Origin of the sequence: Capnocytophaga haemolytica (genome assembly GCF_001553545.1) — a bacterium.
GTDB lineage: Bacteria > Bacteroidota > Bacteroidia > Flavobacteriales > Flavobacteriaceae > Capnocytophaga > Capnocytophaga haemolytica.
Genome location: NZ_CP014227.1, coordinates 2,598,911 through 2,625,279, shown reverse-complemented (window position 1 = coordinate 2,625,279; position 26,369 = coordinate 2,598,911). Strand labels below are relative to the sequence as shown.

Here is a 26,369-nt window from a genome sequence, read left to right as displayed (position 1 = left end):
ATGAAACGTATCTATTTAATGTTATTTTCAATGGTGATGGGCTTAGCAACAGCCCAGAGCCCTATAGGAGAGGGGCTTTCGGCGTCTATTAGTCTAAAGGTCCCTGGCAATGCTGCGATTGCTTACTCGCTGCACAAGAGTGGTGATCGGTTGGTCGCTAAGGAGGCTATTCCTGTGGAGATTACTCAGCGGCTGAGTGGCAATACCCTTACGGTAACGATCAAGGCTGAGGGGGAGGTGTACTTTAATTTTAAGCAACGCCTGAGTACTTCCTTTGAGCATTCGGCTTGTCAGTTTTATATGCCGGGCTTCTGGTATCGGCGCAATCTGCGTTCCCCTGCTACGGCACCTTCATTCCACACTTCCGACAGCTGGACGGTACGCGAGGACAGGCTCAGTACGCCGCTTACGGTTGTCTTCAACGAGTCTACGGGCAGGTACCTCTCAGTGATGCGTATTGATAAGTTTGAAGGCGATGCGCTTACTCCTCTTGACAAAGGCGAGGTGGTACTCTCGGGGAAAACCTCTGTGGGCTATACGGGCTTTGAGAATCAGGAGGGTATAGCAGTGCTCTCCTTTGGTTTCCCCTATCAGGAGATGCCGAAGACTTATATTCGCAAACTTACCTTAGCCCCTGCGGTAGAGGCATTTGAACATCTGTCAAAAGGCGAGCAGTGCACTTTGGTATGGCAACTGAAAAGTGGTCAGGCGGCGGATTTCTCTGCCTTAGTGAAGCAAATGTGGGAATACAGCTACGATACCTATCGTCCTATGCCTGTACAGACAGACTTCACGGATGCTTTTGTAAAAGAGGTGATCACGCGCTATTTCTCGCAGAGCTATGTGGGGGAACACCCTTTGAAGTACTACGCGAGTGAGAGTATGCGGGTGGACGATTGCCTCTCCAATGGGAGTGCAGAGGTGGGCTTTATTGGGCGCACTTTGCTCAATGCTTTCAATGCCTTAGAGTATGGTATGCAGCAGGGCAATAGCCAGCTTACGGAGCATAGCTATGCGGTTTTCGACAGTTATTTGCAGAATGGGTTTACCGATAGGGGTTTCTTTCGTGAGTTTGTAAATTTTGATGACCATAGCGAGGCTACTGTGCTGAGCATTCGTCGCCAGTCGGAGGGGATCTATGCGGTATTGCATTTCTTGCAATTCGAGAAAGACCACGCGCGCAAGCATCCTCGTTGGGAGGGGAAGTTGCGCAATATCTTAGATACTTTTTTGCGTTTGCAGAATGCTGATGGCAGTTTTCCGCGCAAGTTTAAAGATGACCTCAGTGTGGTAGATGCCAGCGGGGGCAGTACGCCCTCAGCGACTTTGCCTTTGGTGATGGCATACAAGTATTTTAAGGATAAAAAATACCTCGATGCCGCCAAGAAGAGTGCTGCTTATCTTGAAAAAGAGATCATCTCAAAGGCGGATTACTTTTCCTCGACCTTAGATGCTGATTGTGAGGATAAGGAGGCATCGATCTATGCGGCGACGGCTACTTATTACTTGGCTTTGGTGAGCAAGGGCAAAGAGCAGCAGCACTATAAGGAGCTCACTCGCAAGTCGGCATACTTTGCGCTTTCGTGGTATTACACTTGGGACGTGCCCTTTGCGCGTGGCCAAATGATAGGCGATATAGGCTTAAAGACGCGAGGCTGGGGCAACGTTTCGGTGGAAAACAACCATATCGATGTGTTTGTCTTTGAACTTGCCTCTGTGCTCCGTTGGCTATCAAAGCAGTATGGTGAGCCTCGTTTTGCTGATTTTGTAGAGGTTATATCTTCCTCTATGCGTCAGTTGTTACCCTTTGAGTCGCATCTGTGTGGGGTTGCCAAGGAGGGGTATTATCCTGAGGTGATACAGCACACTCATTGGGACTATGGCAAGAATGGCAAGGGATTTTACAATGATATGTTTGCTCCTGGTTGGACGGTGGCTTCCCTCTGGGAGTTGCTCTCACCGGGGCGGACTGAACAATTTTTTAATCATTAGTTTTTAACCCTTGATTTGTATTTGTATAAAAAAAAGAAGATAACAATGAAAACACGAGTGATAAAAATGATATTTTTAGGGTTTCTCTTGGTGGGTTGTGCTCAGGGGGCTAAGCAGCCCACCGAAGGGGTAACGCGCTCAGGTTTAGAGCAAAAGGACTTCCAAAGCGAAGTAGATGGAAAGCCTGTGGGGTTGTATGTGCTTGAGAACAAGAACAAGATGGAGGTGTGCATCACTAATTACGGTGGGCGTATTGTCTCGATAGTGTTTCCTGACAAAGAAGGGAAGCTGAGGGATGTAGTTCTGGGCTTTGACAATATCAAGAGCTATATTGATACGGATAACAATTTTGGGGCAACCATAGGGCGCTATGGCAATCGCATTGCTCACGGGAGGTTCTCACTTGATGGGGTGGTGTACCAACTGCCTATCAATAATTTTGGTCATTGCCTACACGGAGGCAACAAGGGTTTTCATACCCGAGTGTTTGATGCGGAGCAGCCTAATGGCCAAACGCTGGTGCTCTCTTACACCTCCGCCGATGGTGAGGAGGGGTTCCCTGGTAGGCTTCAAGTGAAGGTACAGATGAGGCTTACAGACACTAATGCATTGGAGATCGCATACGAGGCAACAACTGATAAAAAGACGATTGTGAACCTTACGAACCACTCTTATTTTAATCTCAGTGGCGATCCATCGCACAGTATCTTAGATGAGCAATTGATGCTTAATGCCGATCGATTTACGCCTATCGACAGTACCTTTATGACTACGGGAGTGATTGAGGGGGTAGAAGGTACGCCCTTAGATTTTCGCAAGCCTACCCCTATTGGGAAGCGCATTGCTCAAAAGGATGTACAGCTCAGGAATGCCAATGGCTATGACCATAATTTTGTGCTCAATACAAAAGATACTACTGAGGTAGCAGCAAGGCTCTTTTCTCCGCTGACAGGTATTCAATTAGAAGTGTTTACCAATGAACCGGGGCTGCAAGTTTACTCTGGTAATTTCCTTGATGGCACAGTTAGAGGCAAGAAAGGAATTGCGTATCAGCAGCACGCTGCCTTATGTTTAGAGACACAGAAATACCCTAACTCGCCCAATAATCCCACTTGGGCATCACCTGTACTTAAGGCAGGAGAGGTATATAAGAGCTATTGTATTTATAAGTTAGGAATTAGAAATTAGAAAATAGGAATTAGAAAATAGGAATTAGAAAATAGGAATTAGGAATTAGAAGTCAGAGGTCAGGGGCAGTTCTATCCCTAACCTCTGACTTCTCATTTCTGACTTCTAAAATTATTCATTATCCATTGTTCATTATTCATTAAAAAGTACTACTTTTGCCGCCGAAATGATGTATTAGGAGTTAGAAAAGTAGGAAGTAGGAATTAGAAAAGTAGAAAGCTATGAGGGCTCAATACATTTCTCGCTTCTCACTTCTCACTTCTTCCTCCTAATTTTCTAATTTCTAAGTAGATGAACAAGATACTAATAGCAGGCACATTGGCTTTTGACCAGATAGAGACGCCCTTTGGCAAAAGTGAGGTGATTATGGGGGGGCGGCGAACTATATCGCTGTTGCGGCGGCGCAGTTTGGTGTGCCGCAGGCAGTGGTGTCGGTGGTAGGTGAGGACTATCCAGAGGCGTTTTTGGATTTGCTACGTGCGCGCAGTGTTGATACCTCAGCAGTGGAAGTGGTGCGCGGCGGTAAGAGTTTCTTTTGGAGTGGTCGCTATCACAACGATATGAACGTGCGCGATACCTTAGATACGCAGCTGAATGTGCTGGCGGACTTCAAGCCCGTAGTGCCTGAGGCGTTTCGCAAGGCAGCCATTGTGATGCTGGGGAACTTACACCCACAGTTGCAGCTCGACATCTTGGCACAGATGGAGCGTAAGCCCGCTCTTGTGGTGCTTGACACGATGAACTATTGGATGAACCACACTTGGGATCTGCTTCAAGAGGTGATTGCCAAGGTAGATGTGATCACTATCAACGATGAGGAGGCGCGGCAGCTCACGGGGGAATACTCCTTGGTGAAAGCTGCACAGCGCATTAGGGCAATGGGCGCACGCTTTGTGATTATCAAGAAAGGCGAGCACGGGGCATTGCTTTTCCACGAGAATCAGGTGTTCTTTGATCCTGCCTTGCCTTTGGAAGAGGTGTTTGACCCTACGGGTGCTGGCGATACCTTTGCAGGAGGGGTAGTGGGCTACCTCGCCAAGAGCGGCGATTACGGTTTTGCCAATATGAAGAATGCCGTAGTGCACGGCTCTGCTTTGGCTTCGTTCTGCATTGAGAAGTTTGGTTTAGAGCGTATGCTTAGCCTTACTACTGAGGAGCTATACCGCAGGCTAAGACGCTTTACAGATTTGACACAGTTTGAGATAGAAGTGAGTACCCAATAGAGAAGTGTTTGTGTATGAGGGTGATGTTGTTTTTCATAGCCGTGTTGCTTGTGGAGAGTGTACGAGGACAGTCCTTGGGACATTATGCCATTGGGGCGATCAATGACCCTGATGGGTATGTGAATGTGCGTGCGGCAGATAGCGGTGCAGTGATAGATAAGGTAGCCGAAGGGATGTATTTCTTCTATTTACCGACAAAAGAGGCGTGGACGAAGGTAAAGACGCTGCGTGGAATAGTAGGGGTGATGCATACTGATAGGATTAAGTCAGTGGACGAGCGCGAACTCTTAAAGTTGCGGATTAAAGAAGAAGGCAGTGCTGATAGAGATACGATATGCATCTATAAAGATCTCGCTAAGGAGGATACAGGGCAGCTTCTTTTGGGCAATGAGCAGCAGTTGCTTTACCCACAGATAAAAGCTACAAGGCGAACGGAGCAGGGAGTGCGCTTTGCAGATGCGCATACGGTAGTGGATATAGCATTCGGGCAATTGAGGCTCGGTGATTATAAGATAGCTAAGCAAAGAGGCGAGGATACTGATGAGGTTTTTATTTTTGATGAGAAGGGAGTGCAGGCAGACGCGTATAACAAGCGATGGGCGGTGATGCAGCGATTGGAGGTGAGTATCAACAAGAAGCATTACAGCGTACCTTATGCTATGACGAAGTACTTTATAGGCGTATCCTCAAAGGATATAAAGCTCTATAAGAAGGGAGATGCGCAATACATCTTGCATTTCAACTATGGCGATGGGGCATCGGCAAGGAGTGTTCTTTTGATATTGGGAGAGCGAGGAGTGTTACTGAAGCGGGTTTACAGTTGTTTTTAGAATTATTTTGTGATATTTGTAACAAATAATATCTTTTTTAGTCTGTTGATAGTGAGGCTGTTTATATTTACTCAATATTTATAAACAGCTGATAAATAATGTTTTATGTATATTATATTCCTGTTGAATGTTGTGGGTAGGTATGTGGAGTGGGGGAGGGGTGTGTAAAATAAAGTGAGATAAATTTTGTCAGTTAAAATAAAAGTAGTACTTTTGCACCCGCAATTCGTGGAAAGCAATGGCAATAGGCAGTCTGCGAGGCAATTAGAGGGTGAAGAGCCTTTGATAGATAAAGTAAACAAATATAATTTAATAGATAATTTATTGTAAATTATGCCAACAATTTCACAATTAGTACGAAAAGGAAGGACCAGAATTACCAAGAAGAGTAAATCGGTTGCTTTGGATTCGTGCCCTCAACGAAGAGGGGTTTGTACGCGTGTGTACACCACAACGCCTAAGAAGCCGAACTCAGCGATGCGTAAGGTAGCGCGTGTTCGCTTAACGAATGGCAATGAGGTGAACGCTTACATCCCAGGTGAAGGACACAACCTCCAAGAGCACTCGATAGTATTGGTACGAGGCGGACGTGTAAAGGATTTGCCAGGCGTGCGTTATCACATTGTGCGTGGTGCGCTTGACACAGCAGGTGTTGCAGGCAGAACGCAACGTAGATCAAAGTATGGGGCAAAACGTCCTAAACCAGGACAGGCAGCGGCACCAGCTAAGAAGAAGTAATTTAACACAAAATCTTTTAACGAGAAGAAATGAGAAAGAGACAAGCTAAAAAGAGACCTCTCTTACCAGATCCGAAGTTTGGTGACCAGCTGGTAACCCGCTTTGTGAACAACCTGATGTGGGATGGTAAGAAGTCAGTGGCTTTTAAGGTTTTCTACGATGCACTTGACATTGTAGAACAAAAGAAGAACAATGACGAGAAGACGGCACTCGAAGTGTGGAAAGATGCACTCTCGAATGTGATGCCGCACGTGGAAGTACGTTCGCGCCGTGTAGGTGGGGCTACATTCCAGATCCCGATGCAAATACGCCCAGACCGCAAAGTGTCTATGGCGATGAAGTGGCTTATTGGTTATGCGCGCAAACGCAATGAGAAATCAATGGCACAGAAGTTAGCAGCTGAAATCATCTCTGCTTCGAAAGAAGAAGGGGCAGCTGTAAAGAAGAAAATGGATACACACAGAATGGCTGAGGCAAACAAGGCGTTCTCACACTTTAGATTTTAAGAGTAGATGAGTAGAGATTTAAAATACACAAGAAATATTGGTATCGCAGCGCACATTGACGCTGGTAAGACTACCACTACGGAACGTATCCTTTTCTATACAGGAAAGACACACAAGATTGGTGAGGTGCACGATGGTGCCTCAACAATGGACTGGATGGAACAAGAGGCTGAGCGCGGTATCACCATTACCTCAGCAGCCACTACTTGTAAGTGGAACTTCCCGACTGAAAATGGTAAGCCAACGGCTGATGCTAAGGAATACCACTTTAACATTATCGACACTCCCGGCCACGTGGACTTTACCGTTGAGGTAAACCGCTCGCTGCGCGTACTCGATGGGTTGGTGTTCTTGTTTTCAGCAGTTGATGGTGTAGAGCCACAGTCAGAAACTAACTGGCGTTTGGCAGATAACTACAAAGTGCCACGTATTGGCTTCGTAAACAAGATGGACCGCCAAGGAGCTAACTTCTTGCGCGTATGCCAACAGGTGAAGGATATGCTGAAATCGAATGCAGTGCCATTGGTATTGCCTATCGGTGATGAAGCGGACTTCAAGGGTATCGTAGACTTGATCAAAAACCGTGCTATCGTATGGCACGAAGAAAACCAAGGAGCTACATTTGACATTGTAGAAATCCCTGAGGATATGAAGGAAGATGTAGCAAAATATCGTGCACAACTCATCGAAGAGGTGGCAGGCTATGACGAAGGTCTTCTTGAAAAATTTATGGAAGATGAGAACTCTATCACCGAAGAGGAAGTACACAAGGCTTTGCGTGCTGCGGTGATGGATATGGCGATCATCCCAATGGTTTGCGGCTCATCATTCAAGAACAAAGGGGTGCAGTTTATGCTCGATGCGGTATGCCGCTACTTGCCATCACCATTAGACAAGGAAGCAATCGAAGGTGTAAATCCTGACACTGATGAGCCTGCGTTGCGCAAGCCAGCAGTAGATGCTCCGTTCGCAGCGTTGGCATTTAAGATTGCTACAGACCCTTATGTAGGTCGTTTGGCATTCTTCCGTGCATACTCTGGTCACTTAGATGCAGGTTCGTATGTACTTAATACTCGTTCAGGCAATAAGGAGCGTATCTCACGTATCTACCAGATGCACGCTAACAAGCAAAACCCAATTGAATACATCGAAGCAGGAGATATAGGGGCTGCGGTAGGCTTTAAGGACATCAAGACAGGGGATACCCTTTGCGATGAGAAATACCCAATCGTGCTGGAAAGTATGGTATTCCCAGACCCTGTGATCGGTATTGCAGTAGAGCCTAAGACCAAGGTAGACGTTGATAAGCTCGGTATGGCATTGGCGAAGTTGGCTGAAGAAGACCCAACTTTCCAAGTGAAGACAGACCAAGCCTCTGGGCAAACGATTATCTCAGGTATGGGTGAGTTGCACTTGGACATCATCGTAGACCGCCTCAAACGTGAGTTTAAGGTTGAAGTAAACCAAGGCGAACCACAGGTTGAGTACAAAGAAGCCTTGACAGCTGCTGCTGACCACCGCGAGGTGTACAAAAAGCAGACAGGTGGTCGCGGTAAGTTTGCCGACATCGTCTTCCGTATGGAGCCAGCAGAAGAAGGCAAGATGGGCTTAGAGTTCGTGAATGAAATCAAGGGTGGTAACATTCCTAAGGAATACATTCCATCGGTAGAGAAAGGTTTCAAGGAAGCGATGAAAGCAGGTCCGTTGGCAGGCTTTGAGATGGATTCGATGAAGATTACGTTGATCGATGGTTCGTTCCACCCTGTGGACTCTGACTCGTTGTCGTTTGAATTGGCAGCGAAGTTGGGTTATAAGGAAGCAGCGCGTGCAGCGAAAGCCGTATTGATGGAGCCTATTATGAAGTTGGAGGTAATCACTCCAGAGGAAAATATGGGTGATATCGTAGGCGACTTGAACCGCCGTCGTGGTCAGGTAAACAATATGGACGATAGAAATGGAGCGAAGGTGATCAAAGCATTTGTACCGCTATCGGAAATGTTTGGCTATGTAACCGCGTTGCGTACCCTTTCATCAGGGCGTGCGACTTCGACAATGGAGTTCTCACACTATGCAGAAACGCCATCGAATATTGCAGAAGAAGTAATTAAAAAAGCCAGAGGCAACTAATTTATTAAGAAGATGAGCAATCAACAAAAGATAAGAATAAAGTTAAAATCTTACGATCACAACTTGGTAGACAAGTCGGCAGAGAAAATCGTAAAGACAGTAAAGGCAACAGGGGCGGTAGTAACAGGACCTATTCCACTGCCAACACACAAAAAGATCTTCACTGTGTTGCGTTCTCCACACGTAAACAAAAAGTCGCGTGAGCAATTTGAGCTCAACTCGCACAAGCGTATGCTCGACATCTACAGTTCATCATCTAAGACGATAGATGCTTTGATGAAGTTGGAGTTGCCAAGCGGTGTAGAAGTAGAGATCAAAGTCTGATTTGAGGCTTTATGAAATGTCCCGAAACTGTGGGTTAGGGAAAAACGGATAAAAATGATTCAGGGTTGAAAAGCCAAGGGCATTTTTTGACCCTGAGTTATTTGTATCAGGTTTCAGCTGACAGCTGTCAGAAATAGACCTGAGAGAGAAAAGTAACAAAGTAAATAATTAATAATTAAATTTTATGTCTGGGTTAATTGGAAAGAAAGTAGGGATGACCAGTATTTTTGATGAGAATGGCAAGAATGTGCCTTGTACCATCTTAGAGGTTGGTCCTTGCGTAGTTACCCAAGTCAGAACCAAAGAGGTTGACGGGTATGAAGCTCTTCAACTTGGTTTCGATGACAAGGCAGAGAAGCGTGCTAACAAGGCTGAGTTAGGCCATTTTAAGAAAGCAGGCACAGCTGCAAAGAAGATTGTTGTTGAGTTCCAAGGCTTTGAAGATGCGTACAAATTAGGTGATACGATCACTGTTACGTATTTTACTGAAGGGGAGTTTGTGGACATCACAGGTACTTCAAAAGGTAAAGGATTTCAAGGGGTTGTAAAACGCCACGGCTTTGGTGGGGTAGGGCAGACCACACACGGTCAGCACAACCGATTGAGAGCACCAGGGTCTGTAGGTGCATCGTCTTATCCATCGCGTGTATTCAAAGGAATGCGTATGGCAGGGCGTATGGGCGCAGAGAAAGTAACAGTACAAAACTTAAGAGTGTTGAAAGTGGTAGAGGACAAGAACCTTCTCGTAGTAAAGGGATGTGTGCCAGGCCATAAAAACGCTTATGTAACGATTCACAAATAATGGAAGTAGCAGTAGTAAACATACAAGGGAAAGAAACAGGCAGAAAGGTAACGCTTTCAGAGGCTGTGTTCGGTATTGAGCCTAATAATCACGTGATATACTTAGATGTGAAACGCTATTTGGCGAATCAACGTCAGGGTACACATAAGGCTAAGGAAAGAAACGAGGTAGCAGGAAGTACTCGCAAGATTAAGAAGCAGAAGGGTACAGGTACGGCTCGTGCAGGTAGTGTAAAGTCGCCTGTGTTTGTAGGTGGTGGACGTATATTTGGTCCACGTCCTAAGGATTATACACAAAAGTTAAACAAGAACGTAAAGCGTTTGGCACGCCGTTCAGCACTCAGCGTAAAGGCGCAAGATAAGGCGATTGTAGTTCTTGAAGATTTCACTTTTGAAGCTCCAAAGACAAAAGATTTCACAGCGATTGTAAAATCATTGGGCTTAGAAGGAAAAAAATCACTTTTTGTATTGCCAAGTGAAAATAATAACGTATATTTGTCCGCTCGAAATTTACCTACATCGAAAGTTGTAACCGTTTCAGAGTTAAACACTTATGAAATCGTAAATGCAGCGAATGTGGTGCTTTTGGAAGGGTCGGTACAAGTTTTAGAGTCAATTTTAACAAAATAAGAAGGAAATGAGCGTATTAATTAAACCTGTAGTTACAGAAAAAGCGAATGCGAGTGCAGAACTGAAGAACTGCTATACTTTCGTAGTTGCTAAGGATGCGAATAAGATCCAAATTAAGGAAGCGATTGAGGCTGCTTATGGTGTTAAGGTTGGTTCGGTACGTACGCTGAACTACGCGCCTAAGCGCAAGGTTCGCTACACAAAGACTGGTATCCAATTGGGTAAGACCAATGCGGTCAAAAGAGCGGTAGTTCAGCTCACAGACGGAACTATCGATATGTATAGTAATTTATAAGCGATTCAATAAATAGAGACGAATGTCAGTTAGAAAATTAAAACCGATTACCCCTGGGCAGCGTTTTAGAGTAGTAAACGAATTTGACGCCATTACTACTGATAAGCCGGAGAAGAGCTTGCTCAAACCGTTAAAAAAGTCTGGTGGTAGAAACAATCAAGGGAAAATGACTATGCGCTATATAGGCGGTGGTCATAAGAAGAAGTATCGTATTATTGACTTCAAGAGGAACAAAGTAGGCGTTGAGGCTAAGGTAGTTTCTATTGAATACGATCCGAACAGAACGGCGTTTATTGCCTTGGTACAATACACTGATGGCGAAAAGCGATACATCATCGCACCAGCAGGCTTAAAGGTTGACCAAGTGGTGGTTTCAGGGGAGAATGTAGCTCCTGAAATCGGTAATGCAATGCCACTTTCACAAATCCCATTAGGTACTGTAATCTCTTGTATAGAGTTACGCCCAGGACAGGGTGCGAACATTGCTCGTTCTGCGGGAACTTTTGCACAGTTGATGGCAAAAGAAGGAAGATATGCAACCGTGAAGTTGCCTTCAGGTGAAACACGAATGATATTGCTGACTTGTATGGCTACTATCGGGGCGGTGTCTAACTCAGACCACCAATTGATAGTATCGGGTAAAGCAGGTCGCTCACGTTGGCTTGGACGTCGTCCACGCACACGTGCGGTAGTGATGAACCCAGTAGATCACCCAATGGGTGGTGGTGAAGGAAGGGCAACCGGTGGACACCCACGTTCACGTAAAGGTATCCCAGCTAAGGGCTATAGGACACGTTCTAAGACCAAGGCAAGTAATAAGTATATTGTAGAACGCAGAAAAAAATAAGAGACTAAAAGATGGCACGTTCATTAAAAAAAGGACCTTACGTTCACTATAGTTTGGAGAAGAAAATCCAGCAGAATATTGAATCAGGGAAGAAGACAGTAATCAAGACGTGGTCGAGAGCCTCAATGATTACGCCTGATTTTGTTGGTCAGACAATAGCTGTTCACAATGGTCGTCAGTTTGTACCTGTCTATATCACTGAGAATATGGTGGGACATAAGTTAGGAGAATTTTCACCTACACGCTCGTTCAGAGGGCACGCGGGTGCAAAGAATAAAGGTAAAAAATAATAGCTATGGGAGTTAGAAAAAGAGAAAGAGCAACAGAAATTAAAGAAGCTAAGAAAGCTTTGGCTTTTGCGAAGTTGAATAACTGCCCTACTTCGCCACGCAAGATGCGCTTAGTTGCGGATTTGGTACGCGGTGTAGAAGTAGACAAAGCCCTCGCTATTTTGAAATTTAACCAAAAAGAAGCGGCAGCTCGTTTAGAGAAATTGTTGCGTTCAGCAATTGCGAACTGGCAAGCGAAGAACGAGGATGCGAATTTGGAAGAAGCAGGCTTATTCATACAAGAAATCCGTGTGGATGGCGGTGCAATCCTCAAGAGATTACGCCCTGCACCACAAGGTAGAGCACACAGAATTAGAAAACGTTCCAACCACGTAACATTGGTATTAGGAGCTAAAAATTTTAACACAGAAAGCTAAGATAAAAGTATGGGACAGAAAACAAATCCAATAGGAAATCGCCTTGGAATTATCAGAGGATGGGAGTCTAACTGGTATGGTGGTAAAGACTACGGAGATAAACTTGCAGAAGATGACAAGATTAGAAAATATGTTCTAACGCGTTTGTCAAAAGCTAGTGTTGCACGTGTGATTATAGAGCGTACTTTGAAACTTGTAACCGTTACTATCACCACTGCACGCCCTGGTATCATTATCGGGAAAGGCGGTCAGGAGGTAGACAAGCTAAAAGAGGAGCTTAAGAAGATCACTGACAAGGACATTCAGATCAACATTTTTGAAATCAAGCGTCCGGAGCTCGACGCAGCCTTGGTAGCAGCAAGTATCGTACGCCAGATTGAAGGGCGTGTATCGTATAAGCGTGCGATCAAGATGGCTATCGCATCGGCAATGCGTATGAACGCAGAAGGTGTGAAGGTGATGATTTCGGGACGTTTGAATGGTGCTGAAATGGCACGTTCTGAGAGTTTTAAAGAAGGACGTATTCCGCTTTCTACTTTTAGAGCTGACATCGACTACGCACTTGATGAGGCACACACTACCTACGGACGTATGGGTATCAAAGTGTGGATTATGAAGGGCGAAGTATATGGTAAGCGCGATTTATCACCACTTGTGGGGATGACAAAGAAGACTGCTGGCAGCAGCAATAGCGGAGCGGGACGCCAAAACGACAGGCAAGGTGGTGCACCTAAGAAAGCACGTCGCAAAAAGTAATTTTTTAAAGAAGTAAAGAAATGTTACAGCCAAAGAGAACGAAATATCGTAAAGTACAAAAAGGCAGAATGAAAGGTGTTTCGCATCGCGGGACGTTGCTTTCGAACGGTATGTTTGGGATTAAATCGTTAGATTCAGCATTTATTACTTCGCGCCAGATTGAGTCAGCCCGTGTGGCAGCTACTCGTTATATGAAGCGTGAAGGGCAATTGTGGATCAAGATATTCCCAGATAAGCCTATCACAAAGAAGCCTTTGGAGGTACGTATGGGTAAAGGTAAAGGTGCCGTAGAATACTGGGCAGCCGTTGTAAAACCAGGTCGAATAATGTTTGAGGTAGGTGGAGTGCCACTTGCAGTTGCTAAGGAAGCGTTGCGCTTGGCAGCACAGAAGCTACCTGTAAAAACTAAATTCGTTGTAGCAAGAGATTATCAAGATTAATGGAAAGCGTAATGAAACAGTCTGAAATTAAAAAATTGACAATTACTGAGCTACAAGAGAAGCTTGGTGAGTATAGGAAATCGTATGCAGATTTGAAAATGCAACACGCAATTTCGCCAATAGAGAAACCAATACAGTTACGACAAGTAAGACGAACTATTGCGAGATTAGCTTGTGAGCTAACTAAACGAGAATTACAATAATTCGAAGCTGCCTTATGGAAAAAAGAAATTTAAGAAAAGAAAGAATAGGGGTTGTTACGAGCAACAAAATGGATAAATCGATTGTGGTTTCAGAAGTGAAACGAGTAAAACACCCTATGTATGGTAAGTTCGTGTTGCGTACAAAGAAATATGTAGCTCACGACGAAAAGAACGATTGCAACATTGGTGATACAGTGCGCATTATGGAAACACGCCCACTGAGCAAAACTAAATGTTGGAGATTAGTGGAAATCATTGAAAGAGCTAAGTAATTATGGTACAACAGGAATCGAGATTAAAAGTAGCCGATAATACAGGAGCGAAAGAGGTTTTGACCATCCGCGTGTTGGGTGGTACCAAACGCCGTTATGCTTCAGTAGGTGATAAGATTGTAGTTACTGTGAAGGAGGCGACTCCGAACGGTAGTGTTAAGAAAGGGCAGGTATCCACTGCGGTAGTAGTAAGGACGAAGAAAGAAGTACGCCGTGCTGATGGTTCTTACATCCGCTTTGATGAGAATGCTTGCGTGTTGCTCAATGCAGCTGGTGAGATGCGTGGTACGCGTGTTTTCGGACCCGTAGCGCGTGAACTTCGCGATAAGCAGTTTATGAAGATCGTGTCGTTGGCACCAGAAGTACTTTAATTTTTAAAAATAGTAAATGATGAAACTAAAAATTAAAACGGGAGATACAGTACGCGTAATCGCTGGTGAGAGCAAAGGCTCAGAAGGCAAAGTATTACGTGTGGATCGCGAGAAAAATAAAGCGATTGTTGAGGGTGTGAACTTGGTATCGAAACACACGAAGCCAAGTGCGCAGAATCCTCAAGGAGGAATCGTTCAAAAAGAGGCTTATATTCACATTTCAAACTTATCACTCATTGACCCAAAGACGAAGAAGACGACTCGTGTAGGGTATGAGGTGAGAGATGGTAAGAAAGTGCGAATTTCTAAAAAATCTAACGAAGTAATATAGAGATGGCTTACGTACCAAGATTAAAACAGGAATACAGAGACCGCATTGTTGGTGCTCTTAAAGAAGAATTTGGCTATAAGAATGTAATGCAGGTTCCTAAACTTGAGAAGATAGTTGTGAGCCGTGGTGTAGGGCAAGCAGTAGCGGATAAGAAACAAATCGATTACGCTGTTGAAGAACTCACTAAGATTACAGGGCAGAAAGCAATTGCCACTTATTCAAAGAAGGACGTTGCATCATTCAAACTGCGCCGTGGTATGGCAATTGGTGTCAAGGTTACTTTGCGCGGTGAGAGAATGTATGAGTTTTTAGACCGTTTGATCACTACTGCACTTCCACGTGTACGTGATTTTCAGGGGGTAAAGGCTGACGGCTTTGACGGTAGAGGCAATTACAACTTGGGGGTTACTGAGCAGATTATCTTCCCTGAGATCGACATTGACAAGATCAATAAGATTGCAGGTATGGATATCACTTTCGTAACTTCTGCCCAGACAGATAAAGAAGCGAAATCATTATTAAGCGAATTAGGATTACCTTTTAAAAAGAACTAAGAGTATGGCTAAAGAATCAATGAAAGCCCGCGAGGTGAAGAGACAGAAGTTGGTAGCAAAATATGCTGCAAAGCGCAAGGCTTTGAAAGAAGCAGGCGACTATGAAGCATTGCAAAAGTTACCTAAAAACGCATCTCCTGTACGTTTACACAATCGTTGTAAATTAACTGGTCGCCCTAAAGGATATATGCGTACGTTTGGGATTTCACGTGTGTTATTCCGTGAGATGGCAAACAAGGGATTAATTCCGGGCGTTAAGAAAGCAAGTTGGTAATAATTAAAAGGACAAGAATATGTATACAGATCCTATAGCAGATTATTTAACAAGAATTAGAAATGCGAGTAATGCAAGGCATCGCGTTGTGGAGATCCCTGCGTCGAACTTAAAGAAGGAAATCACAAAGATTCTTTTCGACCAAGGATTTATCTTGAGCTACAAGTTCGATGATACTACCGTACAAGGTACAATCAAGATCGCTTTGAAGTATGACAAGATCACAAAAGAGCCTGTTATTAGGCATATAGAGAGAGCAAGCCGCCCAGGGCTTAGAAAGTATGCTGGTGCGGACAGCCTGCCACGTGTGTTAAACGGACTCGGGATTGCTATCATTTCCACTTCACAAGGGGTAATGACAGGTAAGAAAGCCCGTGAGCTCAACATCGGAGGTGAGGTAATTTGTTATGTTTACTAATCAATAAAAGACAAAAAGAATGTCAAGAATAGGTAAAGCACCCATCAAGATTCCCGCAGGCGTTACTGTAACCATTGCTAATGGTGTGGTAACCGTAAAAGGGAAATTAGGCGAATTAACCCAAGAGGTTAAAGACATTGCTGTAAAGCAAGAGGATGGACAATTAGTGTTTGAAACTACTGATCAAACCAAAGACCAGAATGCAAAGCACGGCTTGTATAGAGCCTTAGTGCACAATATGGTCGTGGGCGTATCAGAAGGCTTCACTAAGGAATTAGAGTTAGTAGGGGTTGGTTACCGTGCTACAAATCAAGGGCAAAAGCTCGACTTAGCACTTGGTTTTTCGCACAATATCCTTATCGAACTGCCAAAAGAGATCAAACTTGAGACAGTGAACGAGAAAGGTAAAAACCCTATCATTAAATTAACTTCTCACGACAAGCAACTTTTAGGACAAGTAGCGGCTAAAATCCGTAGCTTCCGTAAGCCAGAGCCTTACAAGGGTAAAGGTGTGAAATTCGTTGGTGAAGAATTGAGAAGAAAAGCAGGTAAATCAGCTTAATAGTTATAACAATGGCATTATCAAAAATAGAAAGAAGACAACGTATTAAAAGCAGAATCAGAAAAGTAGTGAATGGTACTGCGGAGCAACCTCGTTTGGCTGTTTTCAGAAGTAATAATGAAATCTATGCGCAAATCATAGATGATACAAAAGGAACTACTTTGGTGTCTGCATCTTCAAGAGATAAAGAAATTAGTGCAGCTAAGGGAACAAAGACCGAAAAGGCAGCATTGGTTGGGAAAGCTATTGCTGAAAAGGCTTTGAAGCAAGGTATTGAGAAGATCTCTTTTGACAGAGGTGGCTATCTGTACCACGGACGTGTGAAATCATTGGCTGATGGTGCAAGAGAAGGTGGACTTAAATTCTAAGAAAGATTATGTATAAATATAAAAATGTAGAATATGTAAAGCCAAGCGGGCTTGAACTGAAAGATCGTTTGGTAGGAGTTCAACGTGTTACAAAAGTAACAAAAGGGGGACGTGCATTCGGCTTCTCTGCTATCGTGGTAGTAGGTGATGAAAACGGCGTTGTAGGGCACGGATTAGGTAAATCAAAAGAAGTATCGGAAGCTATTGCAAAGGCAGTAGAAGATGCTAAGAAGAACTTAGTGCGCATTCCACTGAATGGGACTACTTTGCCTCACGAGCAAAAAGGGAAATACGGCGGAGCACGCGTGTACTTACAGCCTGCAACAGACGGTACGGGAGTGATCGCTGGTGGTGCGGTGCGTGCCGTACTTGAATCAGTAGGGGTACATAACGTGCTTTCTAAATCGCAAGGATCGTCAAACCCTCACAACGTGGTGAAAGCTACTTTTGATGCTTTGTTGCAATTGCGTAGTGCAGACACAGTAGCAAAGCAACGTGGCGTTTCTTTAGAAAAATTGTTTAAAGGTTAATATTCAGACAATGGCAAAAGTAAAAGTAACACAGGTAAAGAGTAGCATCAAACGCCCAAAGGATCAGAAATTGACTTTGGAGGCGTTGGGGCTTGGCAGAATAGGGAAGGTGTCAGAAAAAGAAGCTACACCTAATATCCTTGGGATGATTAATAAAGTAAAACACTTAATTTCTGTAGAAGAAGTTAAATAATATTCGTATACAAAGTTATGAACTTGAGTAATTTACAACCTGCAGAAGGTTCAATACACAGAGAAGGGAAGCGCGTTGGTCGCGGGCAGGGTTCTGGCAAAGGCGGGACTTCTACTCGTGGACACAAGGGAGCTAAGTCTCGTTCAGGCTTTTCAAAGAAAATAGGCTTTGAAGGTGGACAGATGCCGTTGCAAAGACGCGTACCAAAATTCGGTTTCAAGAACTTTAACCGTAAAGAATACGTAGGAATCAACTTAGGGCAATTGCAGAACTTGGTTGAGACAGGAAAGATCACGGACACGGTTGACGTAGAAACCTTAGTTCAGCTGCATATAGTTAAGAGAACTGACTTAGTAAAAATCTTAGGTGGCGGTGAACTAAAAGCAAAATTAAAAATATCTGTTCATAAGTTTACAGCAAGTGCTAAGGCGGCTATCGAAGCAGCGGGCGGTGAAGCTGTGAGCTTGTAATATGTGATTTATTATGAAGAAGTTTATCGAGAACCTAACCAATATTTGGAAAATAGACGAGCTACGAAATAGGATTATCCTCACGCTTGGTATTCTTTTGGTTTATCGTTTTGGGGCACATATCGTGCTGCCAGGGATTGACTCAGAGCAATTACACCAATTAGCGAAGAATACCTCTGGTGGGGGGCTGTTGGATATCTTAAATGCCTTTACGGGAGGAGCTTTTGCTAACGTATCTGTATTTGCATTGGGGATTATGCCTTATATCTCAGCCTCTATCGTAGTGCAATTGATGGGGATAGCTATTCCGTATCTTCAAAAACTTCAAAAAGAAGGTGAGAGCGGACGTAGAAGGATAAACCAAATCACTCGATGGCTTACTATTGTAATTTGTATCGTTCAAGCACCTGCATATTTGTACGGAATTAGCCGTCTGGGCGTTCCTGAAAGTGCTTTTATCTTAGGTAAGGGACTTGATTTCATCATTCCAGCGGTGGTAATCTTAGTAACAGGCACTATCTTTGCGATGTGGCTCGGTGAGAAGATCACTGATAAGGGAATAGGTAATGGTATTTCACTGCTCATTATGGTGGGTATCATTGCGCGCTTGCCACAAGCCTTCACTTCTGAAGTGGCATCGCGACTGACAGCCTCTAACGGTGGATTGATGCTTATCTTGATTGAAATCATTATATGGTTTGTGATTATCCTGCTTTGTATTTACCTTATCAAGGCAGTACGTCAGATACCAGTACAATATGCACGTAGAACAGCTGAGGGTGGAGCAGCCGCTCAGAAGAATATATTCGGTGCACGCCAATATATTCCTTTGAAATTAAATGCTTCAGGGGTAATGCCAATTATCTTTGCGCAAGCCTTGATGTTTATCCCAGCAGCGTTGGCAGGCTTATCACAATCAGAATTTGCCAAGAGCGTTCAAACGCATTTTAGCGACGTCTTTGGGATATGGTACAACTTATTATTTGCAGCGATGATCATCATCTTCACGTATTTCTACACTGCAATTACAGTACCTACCAACAAGATGGCTAACGACTTGAAGCGCAGCGGTGGATTTATCCCAGGAATACGCCCAGGGAAAGAAACAGGCGATTATTTAGATAAAATAATGTCGCTGATCACATTCCCAGGTTCTATTTTCTTGGCACTGATCGCCACTTTCCCAGCGATGCTAAATATTATCGGCATGCAGCACAATTGGGCACTGTTCTACGGAGGTACTTCCCTGTTAATCTTAGTAGGGGTAGCGATTGACACTATGCAACAAGTAAACTCCTATCTCCTCAACCGCCATTACGATGGCTTGATGAAGACAGGTAAGAATAGAAAAGCATCTTAATTATATTATATGGCTAAACAAGCAGCGATTGAACAAGACGGAACTATTGTGGAGGCACTCTCCAATGCGATGTTTCGCGTAGAGTTGGACAATGGGCACGTAGTGATTGCACACATCTCAGGAAAAATGCGTATGCACTACATAAAGCTCCTCCCTGGCGATAAAGTCAAGATGGAAATGAGCCCCTACGACCTCTCAAAAGCGCGAATTACCTATCGCTACTAAGCGGGTGATGTAATTAAGCAAAGTCTTTTACGAAAGTCTCAAATTTCTCACAGATGCAGTTATTTCTGCACAGAAAATAGTATCTGTGAGAAATTTATATCAAAAATATTTTAGGGCAAAAGGCTACTGTATGTGTTTTATATTCAGTAGATTAATGTTGTAAAGAGCACCGTAAGGGAAGACGTGTGATTTGTATTTATGAATTAAAATTACAAGAGATATTAAAAAAAATTGTAGTTTTGCAAACTCTATTGATAAAACAAGCGAAATGAAAGTTAGAGCATCAATTAAAAAAAGAAGTCCCGAGTGCATTGTTGTGCGTCGTAAAGGGAGATTGTACGTAATTAATAAAAAGAATCCTAAATTTAAACAAAGACAAGGATAATTATGGCAAGAATTGCAGGTATTGATTTACCAAAAAATAAACGTGGGGTTATCGGATTGACCTACATTTTTGGTATCGGAAAGAGTAGAGCTAAAGAAATCTTATCGAGAGCTCAGGTAAATGAAGACACAAAGGTAAGCGAATGGAATGATGAAGAGATCACACGCATTCGTGAGGTGGTTGCGTCTTATAAAATTGAAGGAGAGTTGCGCTCTGAGATCCAATTGAACATCAAACGTTTGATGGATATCGGTTGCTATCGTGGTATCCGCCACAGAAATGGCTTGCCATTGCGCGGACAGAAAACTAAGAACAACTCTCGTACAAGAAAAGGTAAAAGAAAAACGGTTGCAAATAAGAAAAAGGCAACTAAATAATAAGTAGTTAAAGTATGGCAAAATCAAATGCAAAATCAAATGCAAAGGTCTCTAAAAAGAGAAAAGTAGTGGTTGAGTCAGTAGGTGAGGCACACGTTTCGGCTACGTTTAACAACGTGATCATTTCTCTTACAAATAAAAAAGGAGACGTTATTGCTTGGTCGTCAGCAGGAAAAATGGGTTTCAGAGGTTCGAAGAAGAACACACCTTACGCAGCACAAGTTGCCGCAGAGGACGCTGCCAAAGTAGCTTTCGATGCAGGACTTAAAAAAGTAAAAGTTTACGTAAAAGGTCCAGGTAACGGTCGTGAGTCAGCGATTAGAACCATCCACAACGCTGGCATTGAAGTAACTGAAATCATCGACGTTACTCCGCTGCCTCACAACGGATGTAGACCCCCTAAAAAACGTAGAGTTTAATTCATTGTATTAATAAAACAAAAGAGTTTCATTATCGAAGGAATGCCTTAATTCATAATCTCTTTTGTGAAAACGATTAAAAAATGGCAAGATATACAGGACCAAAAACTAAGATAGCTCGTAAGTTTGGTGAAGCTATCTTCGGAGATGATAAAACCTTAGAAAAGAAGAATTATCCTCCTGGGCAACACGGACAAGCCCGCCGCAGAGCAAAACGCTCTGAATATGCAATCCAGCTTCAAGAAAAACAAAAAGCAAAATATACTTATGGTATATTGGAAAAGCAATTCCGCAATCTTTATGAGAAAGCAAAACGCAGCAAGCACGTAACAGGTGAAGTGCTCCTTCAGCTGTGCGAATCACGCTTGGACAACGTCGTTTTCCGTATGGGTATCGCCCCTACACGTGCCGCTGCACGCCAGTTGGTTTCTCACCGACACATCACTGTGAACGGCAACATCGTGAACATCCCTTCTTACTCACTGCGCGCAGGAGACGTAGTTGGGGTACGCGAAAAATCAAAGTCTTTAAGCGTTATCGAAAATTCATTAGCTGCTAATAGCAACGTATATGAATGGCTCACTTGGAATACTGAAAAATTAGAAGGCACTTTTGTGGCAATCCCACAGCGCGTTCAGATTCCTGAAAACATTAAAGAACAATTAATCGTAGAGTTGTACTCTAAATAATAAATAAGACAGCAGTCAAATATGGCATTATTTAACTTTCAAAAACCCGATAAAGTTATAATGATTGAATCATCTGATTTCGAGGGGCGATTTGAATTCCGCCCCTTGGAACCAGGCTATGGTTTAACAATAGGTAACGCATTACGGAGGGTGTTGCTCTCTTCTTTGGAAGGCTTCGCCATTACATCCGTAAAATTTGATAAAGTAGGGCACGAGTTTTCTACAATACCAGGTGTGAAGGAAGATGTTACTGAAATAATCCTCAACTTAAAGCAAGTGCGTTTCAAACGCCAAGTCGATGACGTTGAAGAAGAAGCAGCAACCATCAACGTCTCTGGTAAAAAACAATTGACTGCCGGTGATTTTCAGAAATATATCTCTTCTTTCCAAATCCTCAACCCCGAGTTGGTGATTTGCAATCTGGAATCGACCGTATCTTTCACTATGGAAATTACCATCGAGAAAGGTCGTGGTTACGTACCCGCGGAAGAGAATGCAAAACCAAATGCAGCCATAGGCGTGATTGCTACCGACGCAATCTTTACACCGATTAAGAATGTAAAGTACGCAATTGAGAATTATCGCGTTGAGCAAAAGACCGACTACGAAAAGTTAGTCTTTGATATAAAAACCGATGGTTCCATTCACCCTAAGCAAGCCCTTACTGAGGCCGCTAAGACGCTCATTCATCACTTTATGCTCTTCTCCGACGAGAGAATTACCTTAGAGTCCGATGAAATCACTCAATCGGATATCTACGACGAAGAATCGCTGCATATGCGCCAATTGCTGAAAACCAAACTCGTTGACCTCGACCTCTCAGTGCGCGCCCTCAACTGTTTGAAGGCTGCCGAAGTCGAAACCCTCGGCGACTTGGTTTCTTTCAACAAGCCCGACCTTATGAAGTTCAGAAACTTCGGTAAGAAATCGCTGATTGAGCTCGACGAATTAGTAGCCGAAAAAGGCTTATTCTTCGGTATGGATTTATCAAAGTATAAATTAGATAAGGATTAATCACGCTTTTGCATTATTAATTAAAGAAAAATGAGACACGGAAAAAAAATTAATCATTTAGGTAGAAAAACAGCTCACCGCAACGCGATGCTCGCCAATATGGCTTGTTCGCTCATCGAGCACAAGAGAATAAACACTACTTTGGCAAAAGCAAAGGCTTTAAAAGTATTTGTCGAGCCATTGGTAACCAAATCAAAAGAAGATACTACGCACAACCGCCGTATCGTCTTCGCGCGATTGCGCAATAAATACGCCGTTACTGAGCTTTTTAAAGAAGTATCCGTAAAGATTGGCGACCGCCCAGGGGGCTACACCCGTATCATCAAATTGGGCAACCGCCTCGGCGACAACGCTGAAATGGCAATGATTGAGTTTGTGGACTATAACACCACTTACAACGTTGCCAAAGAAGCGAAAAAGAAAACCACACGCCGTGGACGCAAAAAAGCCACTGCGGAAACCCCTGCTGCCGAAGCTCCCAAAGAAGAAGCCGCAGCAGAATAAGTATAGAAATTGAAAATACTTATATTCATAGTTATGAAAGAGCAGTTCCGATGAGGAGCTGCTCTTTTCTTATGGTATAAACCCTTAAAAAAATAACTTTAATACTATTTATGTGTGTTTTGAAAACTAAAAATAACTTTTTTTGGCTTAAACTTTTTATTTTTACCAAAATACCGATTTCTGAAGACTTTAAAATATACCTAAAAGTCCTCAGAGGCTATTTTAACAACATTTCTATCTTAATAAATACCTAAAATAGCTCAAACGGTACCAATTATTAGAAGTTGAAAGACTGAAAAAGTTATTTCCTGAAAATAAGAAAAAGTTTATTAGCACGACAGATTTTAATGATTGTGTTAAAATGCAAATGAACAACGGAATTTAAAAACTACTCCCAATAAATAAAAATGCAAATGAGTGCCAAAATTTAAAAAGCGCATTCTCATCAACTTAAATACATTATAGCGTAAAAAATCCATAAACGAAAAGAGCTGTTAATAACTCGGTTGATAAATTTTCTTGAAAACACTTGTGTGATATTCTTTTTTTTCGTACCTTTGCGGAAATAATCGTATTAAGTTAAAAAGGTTTTATTATGGCAAGAAAATTACTAAATTTAAACGCAAGAGTATCAGAAGTTGATGATACTTCCGATCGATTAATTGCCTTATATAAAGACGAGACGGCACTCCAAGACGACGCATTCTTAGTAAGTCTTTTTGGAGAGATAAAACAGTTATCGGATAAGGTAACCGAAGCTATTAAACACGATGTAGGGGTTCCGATGCTTAAAAAAGCAGCCCGAGCCCGCGATCGCGCAGTTACGGTTTTAGGAAAAGTAATCGAAGGCTATGCAGTGATGCCTATTGAAAAGGTAAAAGCATCGGGCGAGCAATTGGCAAAGGTGTATAAAGCACATCGCAAGGATATGCTCTCGGGCAACTATTCTGTGAAATCATCTCATACGGAGTCCTTACTCAAAGAATACGCAAAGGACGAGTACAAGGCTGCCATTGAGCAGCTTACAGGGGTGAAGGAATGTATTGATGAGTTACAAAAGGCACAAACCGACTTTCAGGAAAAGCGTTTGGCATACGAAAAATACGCTGCCTTACAGCTTAAAGATAGTTCGGCAACCGATATGAAGAAGCCGCTTGTGGAGCTTATCAATACGAAGCTCTACACCTATATTTCGGCGATGCGTATAGCCAATCCAGAGAAGTACAAGCACTTTGCCGATGCCGTTGAGAAGATTATTGCCGATACGAATACGGCTATCAAGCAGCGTTCATCACGCCGAAAAACAAAAGGCAGATCTTCTAAGGATTCGCAATAAGTGCCGAAGGGTTAAAGCTATGATTTAAAAAGTCGCCTTACACTCAAGGCGATTTTTTTTGGTTTTATATACCCTACACTTCTACAAAATATCGTATCTTTGCACAAAAATTAATACTTTAAAAAATATGCAAGAGGGAATTTATGCCAAAATCAAGACGGCTAAAGGCAATATATTGTTGCGTTTAGCCTATGATAAAGCCCCCGCTACGGTTGCCAACTTCGTGGCACTGGCTGAGGGCAAACAAAAAAACAGCCAGAAGCCGCTGGGTGTGCCTTATTACGACGGACTTACCTTCCACCGCGTTATTGCCGACTTTATGATTCAAGGAGGCTGCCCGCTCGGCACGGGTACGGGTGAACCTGGCTATCGATTCGACGATGAGTTCCACCCCGAGCTTAAGCATAATAAAGCAGGCGTGATCTCAATGGCGAATGCAGGTCCCGGCACCAACGGATCGCAGTTTTTCATCACTCACCGCCCAACGCCGCATTTAGATGGCAAGCACGCGGTCTTTGGCGAGGTAGTCGAAGGTCAGGAAGTGGTGGATAGCATCACTCAGGGTGATAAAATCGAGCAGATTGAGATCCTCAGGGTAGGGGAGGCAGCCGAGAAGTGGGATGCGGTGAAAGTCTTTGCTGATTTCGTCGCTGCCAAAGCGTTGCGCGAGGAAGAAGCGCGCCGTAAGGCTGAAGAGGCACTTCAAAAAGAGGTTGTGGGCTTTGAGCGCACCAAAAGTGGCTTGTATTATAAGATTACGGAGCACGGTGCGGGCGTTCAACCGCAACGCGGCGACCAAGTGGCGGTGCATTACACGGGTATGTTGCTTGATAAGACGGTTTTCGATAGTTCGCGCCACCGTGGGCAACCGCTGAGCTTCACCGTAGGGGTCGGACAGGTGATTGAGGGCTGGGATGAAGGCATCCTGCTGCTGCACGAGGGCGATAAAGCGCGCCTTGTAATCCCTTCGGACTTGGCGTATGGCAGTCGCGGTGCTGGCGGAGTGATTCCACCCAATGCCCCCCTGATTTTCGACGTTGAATTGGTAAAAGTGGGGTAGGTAGTTCTATAAACTAAAAAATTATAACTTATGAAAAGATCAATAGGTAGCATATCGCTACTACTAACTCTTGCGATGGTAGCTTGCTCTAAGTCTGATGATCATCAATCAGGGACAGACGACAATCCGTTGAGCCCTACGACGCCTAAAGCCCCTGAAGGTTGGGTGTATTATGGTGGAGATGAGTTCAACGGTGAGGCTATCGACTCAAAAAAGTGGTTTATTTACGGAACCAATGGGAAAAATGATGCTTATGGGCGCCCTCAAGGGATGATACATACCTACCGCCCTGAAATGGTAGCTTTAGCAAAGAGCTCCGACGGTGCCCAAGTGCTTCGGATCACTTCTGAAAAGCGCACCGATGGCAATCAGATCCACGGACATACGGCTTGGTGGTCAGGGGCGATCTCCTCGCGTGAGGTGAATATGTATTATCCGCTTTATTGTAGGATTGACATACGTGCGAAAGTGGCTAACGACCTTGGGACGTGGCATGCACTATGGTCGCGACATTATAAAGGGGCAAGTACTGCTGAGCTGGATTTAGCTGAGTTCTTTTCAAGAGTGAATGGAAGGGATAAAGTGAGCCAAAGCCTACATTTACATAATAATAAAACGAATAAACTTGATATAAATGTCTCTGCAACAGGGCGGCAGGATCGCCGTACCACTATTGAGGGGATTTCAACACGTTGGCATATTTATTCAGTGAGTGTGGAGCCTACCGAAAAGGCTACCGAAGCGGTTATTACCTTTCTGGTAGACGATAAAAAGGTGTATTCGTACCGCACTGATTCGCGTGAGGCAAACCTCCATAATAAATTTATCACTGATGCTACTTCTGATAAGCGTACCGATCGCGTTTGGGACGTTATTATCAATGGGGGCATTGGAGGAAAGAATGAAGGGATCTTATATCCAGATGCACAATTGAAAAAAGTGGTAACTGAGGTGGATTACGTTCGTGTATTTGTACCTAAAAAGAAGTAATAAGATTGTAAAATTATAAGCGGGCGGCTTCCAACAGAGGAAGCCGCCCACTTTCTTTTTA

General features: G+C 43.6%; 38 protein-coding genes and 1 pseudogene. All 39 read left to right on the top strand.

Annotation, left to right across the window (positions count from 1 at the left end):
* Positions 1-1,992 carry a glycoside hydrolase family protein gene (locus tag AXF12_RS11580; protein WP_095114452.1) on the top strand — a complete coding sequence of 664 codons (1,992 nt, stop codon included), beginning with the start codon at positions 1-3 and terminating at the stop codon, positions 1,990-1,992.
* 45 nt (positions 1,993-2,037) lie between these two features.
* On the top strand, positions 2,038-3,180 hold the full coding sequence (locus AXF12_RS11575) for an aldose epimerase family protein (RefSeq protein ID WP_197697147.1): 1,143 nt from the start codon (positions 2,038-2,040) through the stop codon (positions 3,178-3,180).
* A 291-nt stretch (positions 3,181-3,471) separates the two neighbouring features.
* A pseudogene (locus AXF12_RS11570) lies at positions 3,472-4,403 on the top strand (PfkB family carbohydrate kinase).
* Between the two features lie 14 nt (positions 4,404-4,417).
* Positions 4,418-5,233 (top strand): hypothetical protein, encoded by an 816-nt coding sequence (locus AXF12_RS11565; RefSeq protein WP_066431468.1) that lies wholly within the window; start codon positions 4,418-4,420, stop codon positions 5,231-5,233.
* 333 nt (positions 5,234-5,566) lie between these two features.
* Positions 5,567-5,971 (top strand): 30S ribosomal protein S12, encoded by a 405-nt coding sequence (gene rpsL / locus AXF12_RS11560; protein ID WP_066431466.1) that lies wholly within the window; start codon positions 5,567-5,569, stop codon positions 5,969-5,971.
* A gap of 29 nt (positions 5,972-6,000) precedes the next feature.
* Positions 6,001-6,477: a 30S ribosomal protein S7 gene (gene rpsG / locus AXF12_RS11555; protein ID WP_066431463.1), complete on the top strand. Its 477-nt coding sequence runs from the start codon at positions 6,001-6,003 to the stop codon at positions 6,475-6,477.
* A gap of 6 nt (positions 6,478-6,483) precedes the next feature.
* Positions 6,484-8,604 (top strand): elongation factor G, encoded by a 2,121-nt coding sequence (gene fusA / locus AXF12_RS11550; RefSeq protein WP_066431461.1) that lies wholly within the window; start codon positions 6,484-6,486, stop codon positions 8,602-8,604.
* Positions 8,605-8,616: 12 nt separating this feature from the next.
* Complete coding sequence (gene rpsJ, locus AXF12_RS11545; protein ID WP_066431458.1) at positions 8,617-8,928, top strand: 30S ribosomal protein S10; 312 nt, start codon at positions 8,617-8,619, stop codon at positions 8,926-8,928.
* A 184-nt stretch (positions 8,929-9,112) separates the two neighbouring features.
* On the top strand, positions 9,113-9,730 hold the full coding sequence (rplC, locus tag AXF12_RS11540) for a 50S ribosomal protein L3 (RefSeq protein ID WP_066431456.1): 618 nt from the start codon (positions 9,113-9,115) through the stop codon (positions 9,728-9,730).
* Positions 9,730-10,359, top strand: coding sequence for a 50S ribosomal protein L4 (gene rplD / locus AXF12_RS11535; protein WP_066431452.1), 630 nt, complete (start codon positions 9,730-9,732; stop codon positions 10,357-10,359). Before rplC ends, rplD begins: the two co-directional genes overlap by 1 nt.
* Before the next feature lie 7 nt (positions 10,360-10,366).
* The gene (gene rplW, locus AXF12_RS11530; RefSeq protein ID WP_066431449.1) at positions 10,367-10,654 is read left to right on the top strand and encodes a 50S ribosomal protein L23; all 288 of its coding nucleotides are present in this window, start codon (positions 10,367-10,369) and stop codon (positions 10,652-10,654) included.
* A gap of 22 nt (positions 10,655-10,676) precedes the next feature.
* Positions 10,677-11,501, top strand: a complete 825-nt coding sequence (gene rplB, locus AXF12_RS11525; protein WP_066431446.1) for a 50S ribosomal protein L2 — start codon at positions 10,677-10,679, stop codon at positions 11,499-11,501.
* An 11-nt stretch (positions 11,502-11,512) separates the two neighbouring features.
* The gene (gene rpsS, locus AXF12_RS11520) at positions 11,513-11,791 is read left to right on the top strand and encodes a 30S ribosomal protein S19 (protein ID WP_066431444.1); all 279 of its coding nucleotides are present in this window, start codon (positions 11,513-11,515) and stop codon (positions 11,789-11,791) included.
* 5 nt (positions 11,792-11,796) lie between these two features.
* Positions 11,797-12,207, top strand: coding sequence for a 50S ribosomal protein L22 (gene rplV / locus AXF12_RS11515; RefSeq protein WP_066431441.1), 411 nt, complete (start codon positions 11,797-11,799; stop codon positions 12,205-12,207).
* A 9-nt stretch (positions 12,208-12,216) separates the two neighbouring features.
* Entirely contained in the window at positions 12,217-12,963 is a 747-nt protein-coding gene (rpsC, locus tag AXF12_RS11510) for a 30S ribosomal protein S3 (RefSeq protein ID WP_066431437.1), read from the top strand.
* A 20-nt stretch (positions 12,964-12,983) separates the two neighbouring features.
* The gene (gene rplP / locus AXF12_RS11505) at positions 12,984-13,403 is read left to right on the top strand and encodes a 50S ribosomal protein L16 (protein ID WP_066431431.1); all 420 of its coding nucleotides are present in this window, start codon (positions 12,984-12,986) and stop codon (positions 13,401-13,403) included.
* A gap of 11 nt (positions 13,404-13,414) precedes the next feature.
* Positions 13,415-13,606 (top strand): 50S ribosomal protein L29, encoded by a 192-nt coding sequence (gene rpmC / locus AXF12_RS11500; protein WP_066432033.1) that lies wholly within the window; start codon positions 13,415-13,417, stop codon positions 13,604-13,606.
* 14 nt (positions 13,607-13,620) lie between these two features.
* Positions 13,621-13,878, top strand: a complete 258-nt coding sequence (gene rpsQ / locus AXF12_RS11495; protein WP_002675041.1) for a 30S ribosomal protein S17 — start codon at positions 13,621-13,623, stop codon at positions 13,876-13,878.
* Between the two features lie 2 nt (positions 13,879-13,880).
* Positions 13,881-14,249, top strand: a complete 369-nt coding sequence (gene rplN, locus AXF12_RS11490) for a 50S ribosomal protein L14 (RefSeq protein ID WP_066431429.1) — start codon at positions 13,881-13,883, stop codon at positions 14,247-14,249.
* 16 nt (positions 14,250-14,265) lie between these two features.
* The gene (rplX, locus tag AXF12_RS11485; protein ID WP_074860971.1) at positions 14,266-14,580 is read left to right on the top strand and encodes a 50S ribosomal protein L24; all 315 of its coding nucleotides are present in this window, start codon (positions 14,266-14,268) and stop codon (positions 14,578-14,580) included.
* Positions 14,581-14,582: 2 nt separating this feature from the next.
* On the top strand, positions 14,583-15,134 hold the full coding sequence (gene rplE, locus AXF12_RS11480) for a 50S ribosomal protein L5 (protein ID WP_066431422.1): 552 nt from the start codon (positions 14,583-14,585) through the stop codon (positions 15,132-15,134).
* Between the two features lie 4 nt (positions 15,135-15,138).
* Positions 15,139-15,408, top strand: a complete 270-nt coding sequence (gene rpsN, locus AXF12_RS11475) for a 30S ribosomal protein S14 (RefSeq protein WP_013996569.1) — start codon at positions 15,139-15,141, stop codon at positions 15,406-15,408.
* Positions 15,409-15,427: 19 nt separating this feature from the next.
* Entirely contained in the window at positions 15,428-15,826 is a 399-nt protein-coding gene (gene rpsH, locus AXF12_RS11470) for a 30S ribosomal protein S8 (RefSeq protein ID WP_066431419.1), read from the top strand.
* Between the two features lie 19 nt (positions 15,827-15,845).
* Positions 15,846-16,388, top strand: coding sequence for a 50S ribosomal protein L6 (gene rplF / locus AXF12_RS11465; RefSeq protein WP_066431417.1), 543 nt, complete (start codon positions 15,846-15,848; stop codon positions 16,386-16,388).
* Between the two features lie 11 nt (positions 16,389-16,399).
* Complete coding sequence (rplR, locus tag AXF12_RS11460) at positions 16,400-16,756, top strand: 50S ribosomal protein L18 (RefSeq protein ID WP_066431412.1); 357 nt, start codon at positions 16,400-16,402, stop codon at positions 16,754-16,756.
* An 8-nt stretch (positions 16,757-16,764) separates the two neighbouring features.
* On the top strand, positions 16,765-17,286 hold the full coding sequence (gene rpsE / locus AXF12_RS11455) for a 30S ribosomal protein S5 (RefSeq protein WP_066431404.1): 522 nt from the start codon (positions 16,765-16,767) through the stop codon (positions 17,284-17,286).
* Between the two features lie 10 nt (positions 17,287-17,296).
* Complete coding sequence (gene rpmD / locus AXF12_RS11450) at positions 17,297-17,479, top strand: 50S ribosomal protein L30 (RefSeq protein WP_066431401.1); 183 nt, start codon at positions 17,297-17,299, stop codon at positions 17,477-17,479.
* A gap of 17 nt (positions 17,480-17,496) precedes the next feature.
* On the top strand, positions 17,497-17,949 hold the full coding sequence (gene rplO / locus AXF12_RS11445) for a 50S ribosomal protein L15 (RefSeq protein ID WP_066431398.1): 453 nt from the start codon (positions 17,497-17,499) through the stop codon (positions 17,947-17,949).
* Positions 17,950-17,962: 13 nt separating this feature from the next.
* Complete coding sequence (gene secY / locus AXF12_RS11440) at positions 17,963-19,309, top strand: preprotein translocase subunit SecY (RefSeq protein ID WP_066431396.1); 1,347 nt, start codon at positions 17,963-17,965, stop codon at positions 19,307-19,309.
* 9 nt (positions 19,310-19,318) lie between these two features.
* Positions 19,319-19,534: a translation initiation factor IF-1 gene (gene infA, locus AXF12_RS11435; RefSeq protein WP_066431395.1), complete on the top strand. Its 216-nt coding sequence runs from the start codon at positions 19,319-19,321 to the stop codon at positions 19,532-19,534.
* 268 nt (positions 19,535-19,802) lie between these two features.
* Positions 19,803-19,919, top strand: coding sequence for a type B 50S ribosomal protein L36 (gene ykgO / locus AXF12_RS11430; RefSeq protein ID WP_066431393.1), 117 nt, complete (start codon positions 19,803-19,805; stop codon positions 19,917-19,919).
* A 2-nt stretch (positions 19,920-19,921) separates the two neighbouring features.
* Positions 19,922-20,296, top strand: a complete 375-nt coding sequence (gene rpsM / locus AXF12_RS11425; RefSeq protein WP_015782344.1) for a 30S ribosomal protein S13 — start codon at positions 19,922-19,924, stop codon at positions 20,294-20,296.
* A 14-nt stretch (positions 20,297-20,310) separates the two neighbouring features.
* The gene (rpsK, locus tag AXF12_RS11420) at positions 20,311-20,715 is read left to right on the top strand and encodes a 30S ribosomal protein S11 (RefSeq protein ID WP_066431391.1); all 405 of its coding nucleotides are present in this window, start codon (positions 20,311-20,313) and stop codon (positions 20,713-20,715) included.
* A gap of 83 nt (positions 20,716-20,798) precedes the next feature.
* Positions 20,799-21,404 (top strand): 30S ribosomal protein S4, encoded by a 606-nt coding sequence (gene rpsD / locus AXF12_RS11415; protein ID WP_066431388.1) that lies wholly within the window; start codon positions 20,799-20,801, stop codon positions 21,402-21,404.
* 21 nt (positions 21,405-21,425) lie between these two features.
* The gene (locus AXF12_RS11410) at positions 21,426-22,418 is read left to right on the top strand and encodes a DNA-directed RNA polymerase subunit alpha (protein ID WP_066431386.1); all 993 of its coding nucleotides are present in this window, start codon (positions 21,426-21,428) and stop codon (positions 22,416-22,418) included.
* A 30-nt stretch (positions 22,419-22,448) separates the two neighbouring features.
* The gene (gene rplQ, locus AXF12_RS11405) at positions 22,449-22,922 is read left to right on the top strand and encodes a 50S ribosomal protein L17 (protein ID WP_066431382.1); all 474 of its coding nucleotides are present in this window, start codon (positions 22,449-22,451) and stop codon (positions 22,920-22,922) included.
* 595 nt (positions 22,923-23,517) lie between these two features.
* The gene (locus AXF12_RS11400; protein ID WP_066431380.1) at positions 23,518-24,258 is read left to right on the top strand and encodes a DUF6261 family protein; all 741 of its coding nucleotides are present in this window, start codon (positions 23,518-23,520) and stop codon (positions 24,256-24,258) included.
* Between the two features lie 127 nt (positions 24,259-24,385).
* Positions 24,386-25,318 (top strand): peptidylprolyl isomerase, encoded by a 933-nt coding sequence (locus AXF12_RS11395; RefSeq protein ID WP_066431373.1) that lies wholly within the window; start codon positions 24,386-24,388, stop codon positions 25,316-25,318.
* Between the two features lie 30 nt (positions 25,319-25,348).
* Positions 25,349-26,308, top strand: coding sequence for a glycoside hydrolase family 16 protein (locus AXF12_RS11390; RefSeq protein WP_082752998.1), 960 nt, complete (start codon positions 25,349-25,351; stop codon positions 26,306-26,308).
* The last annotated feature ends 61 nt before the right edge of the window (positions 26,309-26,369 follow it).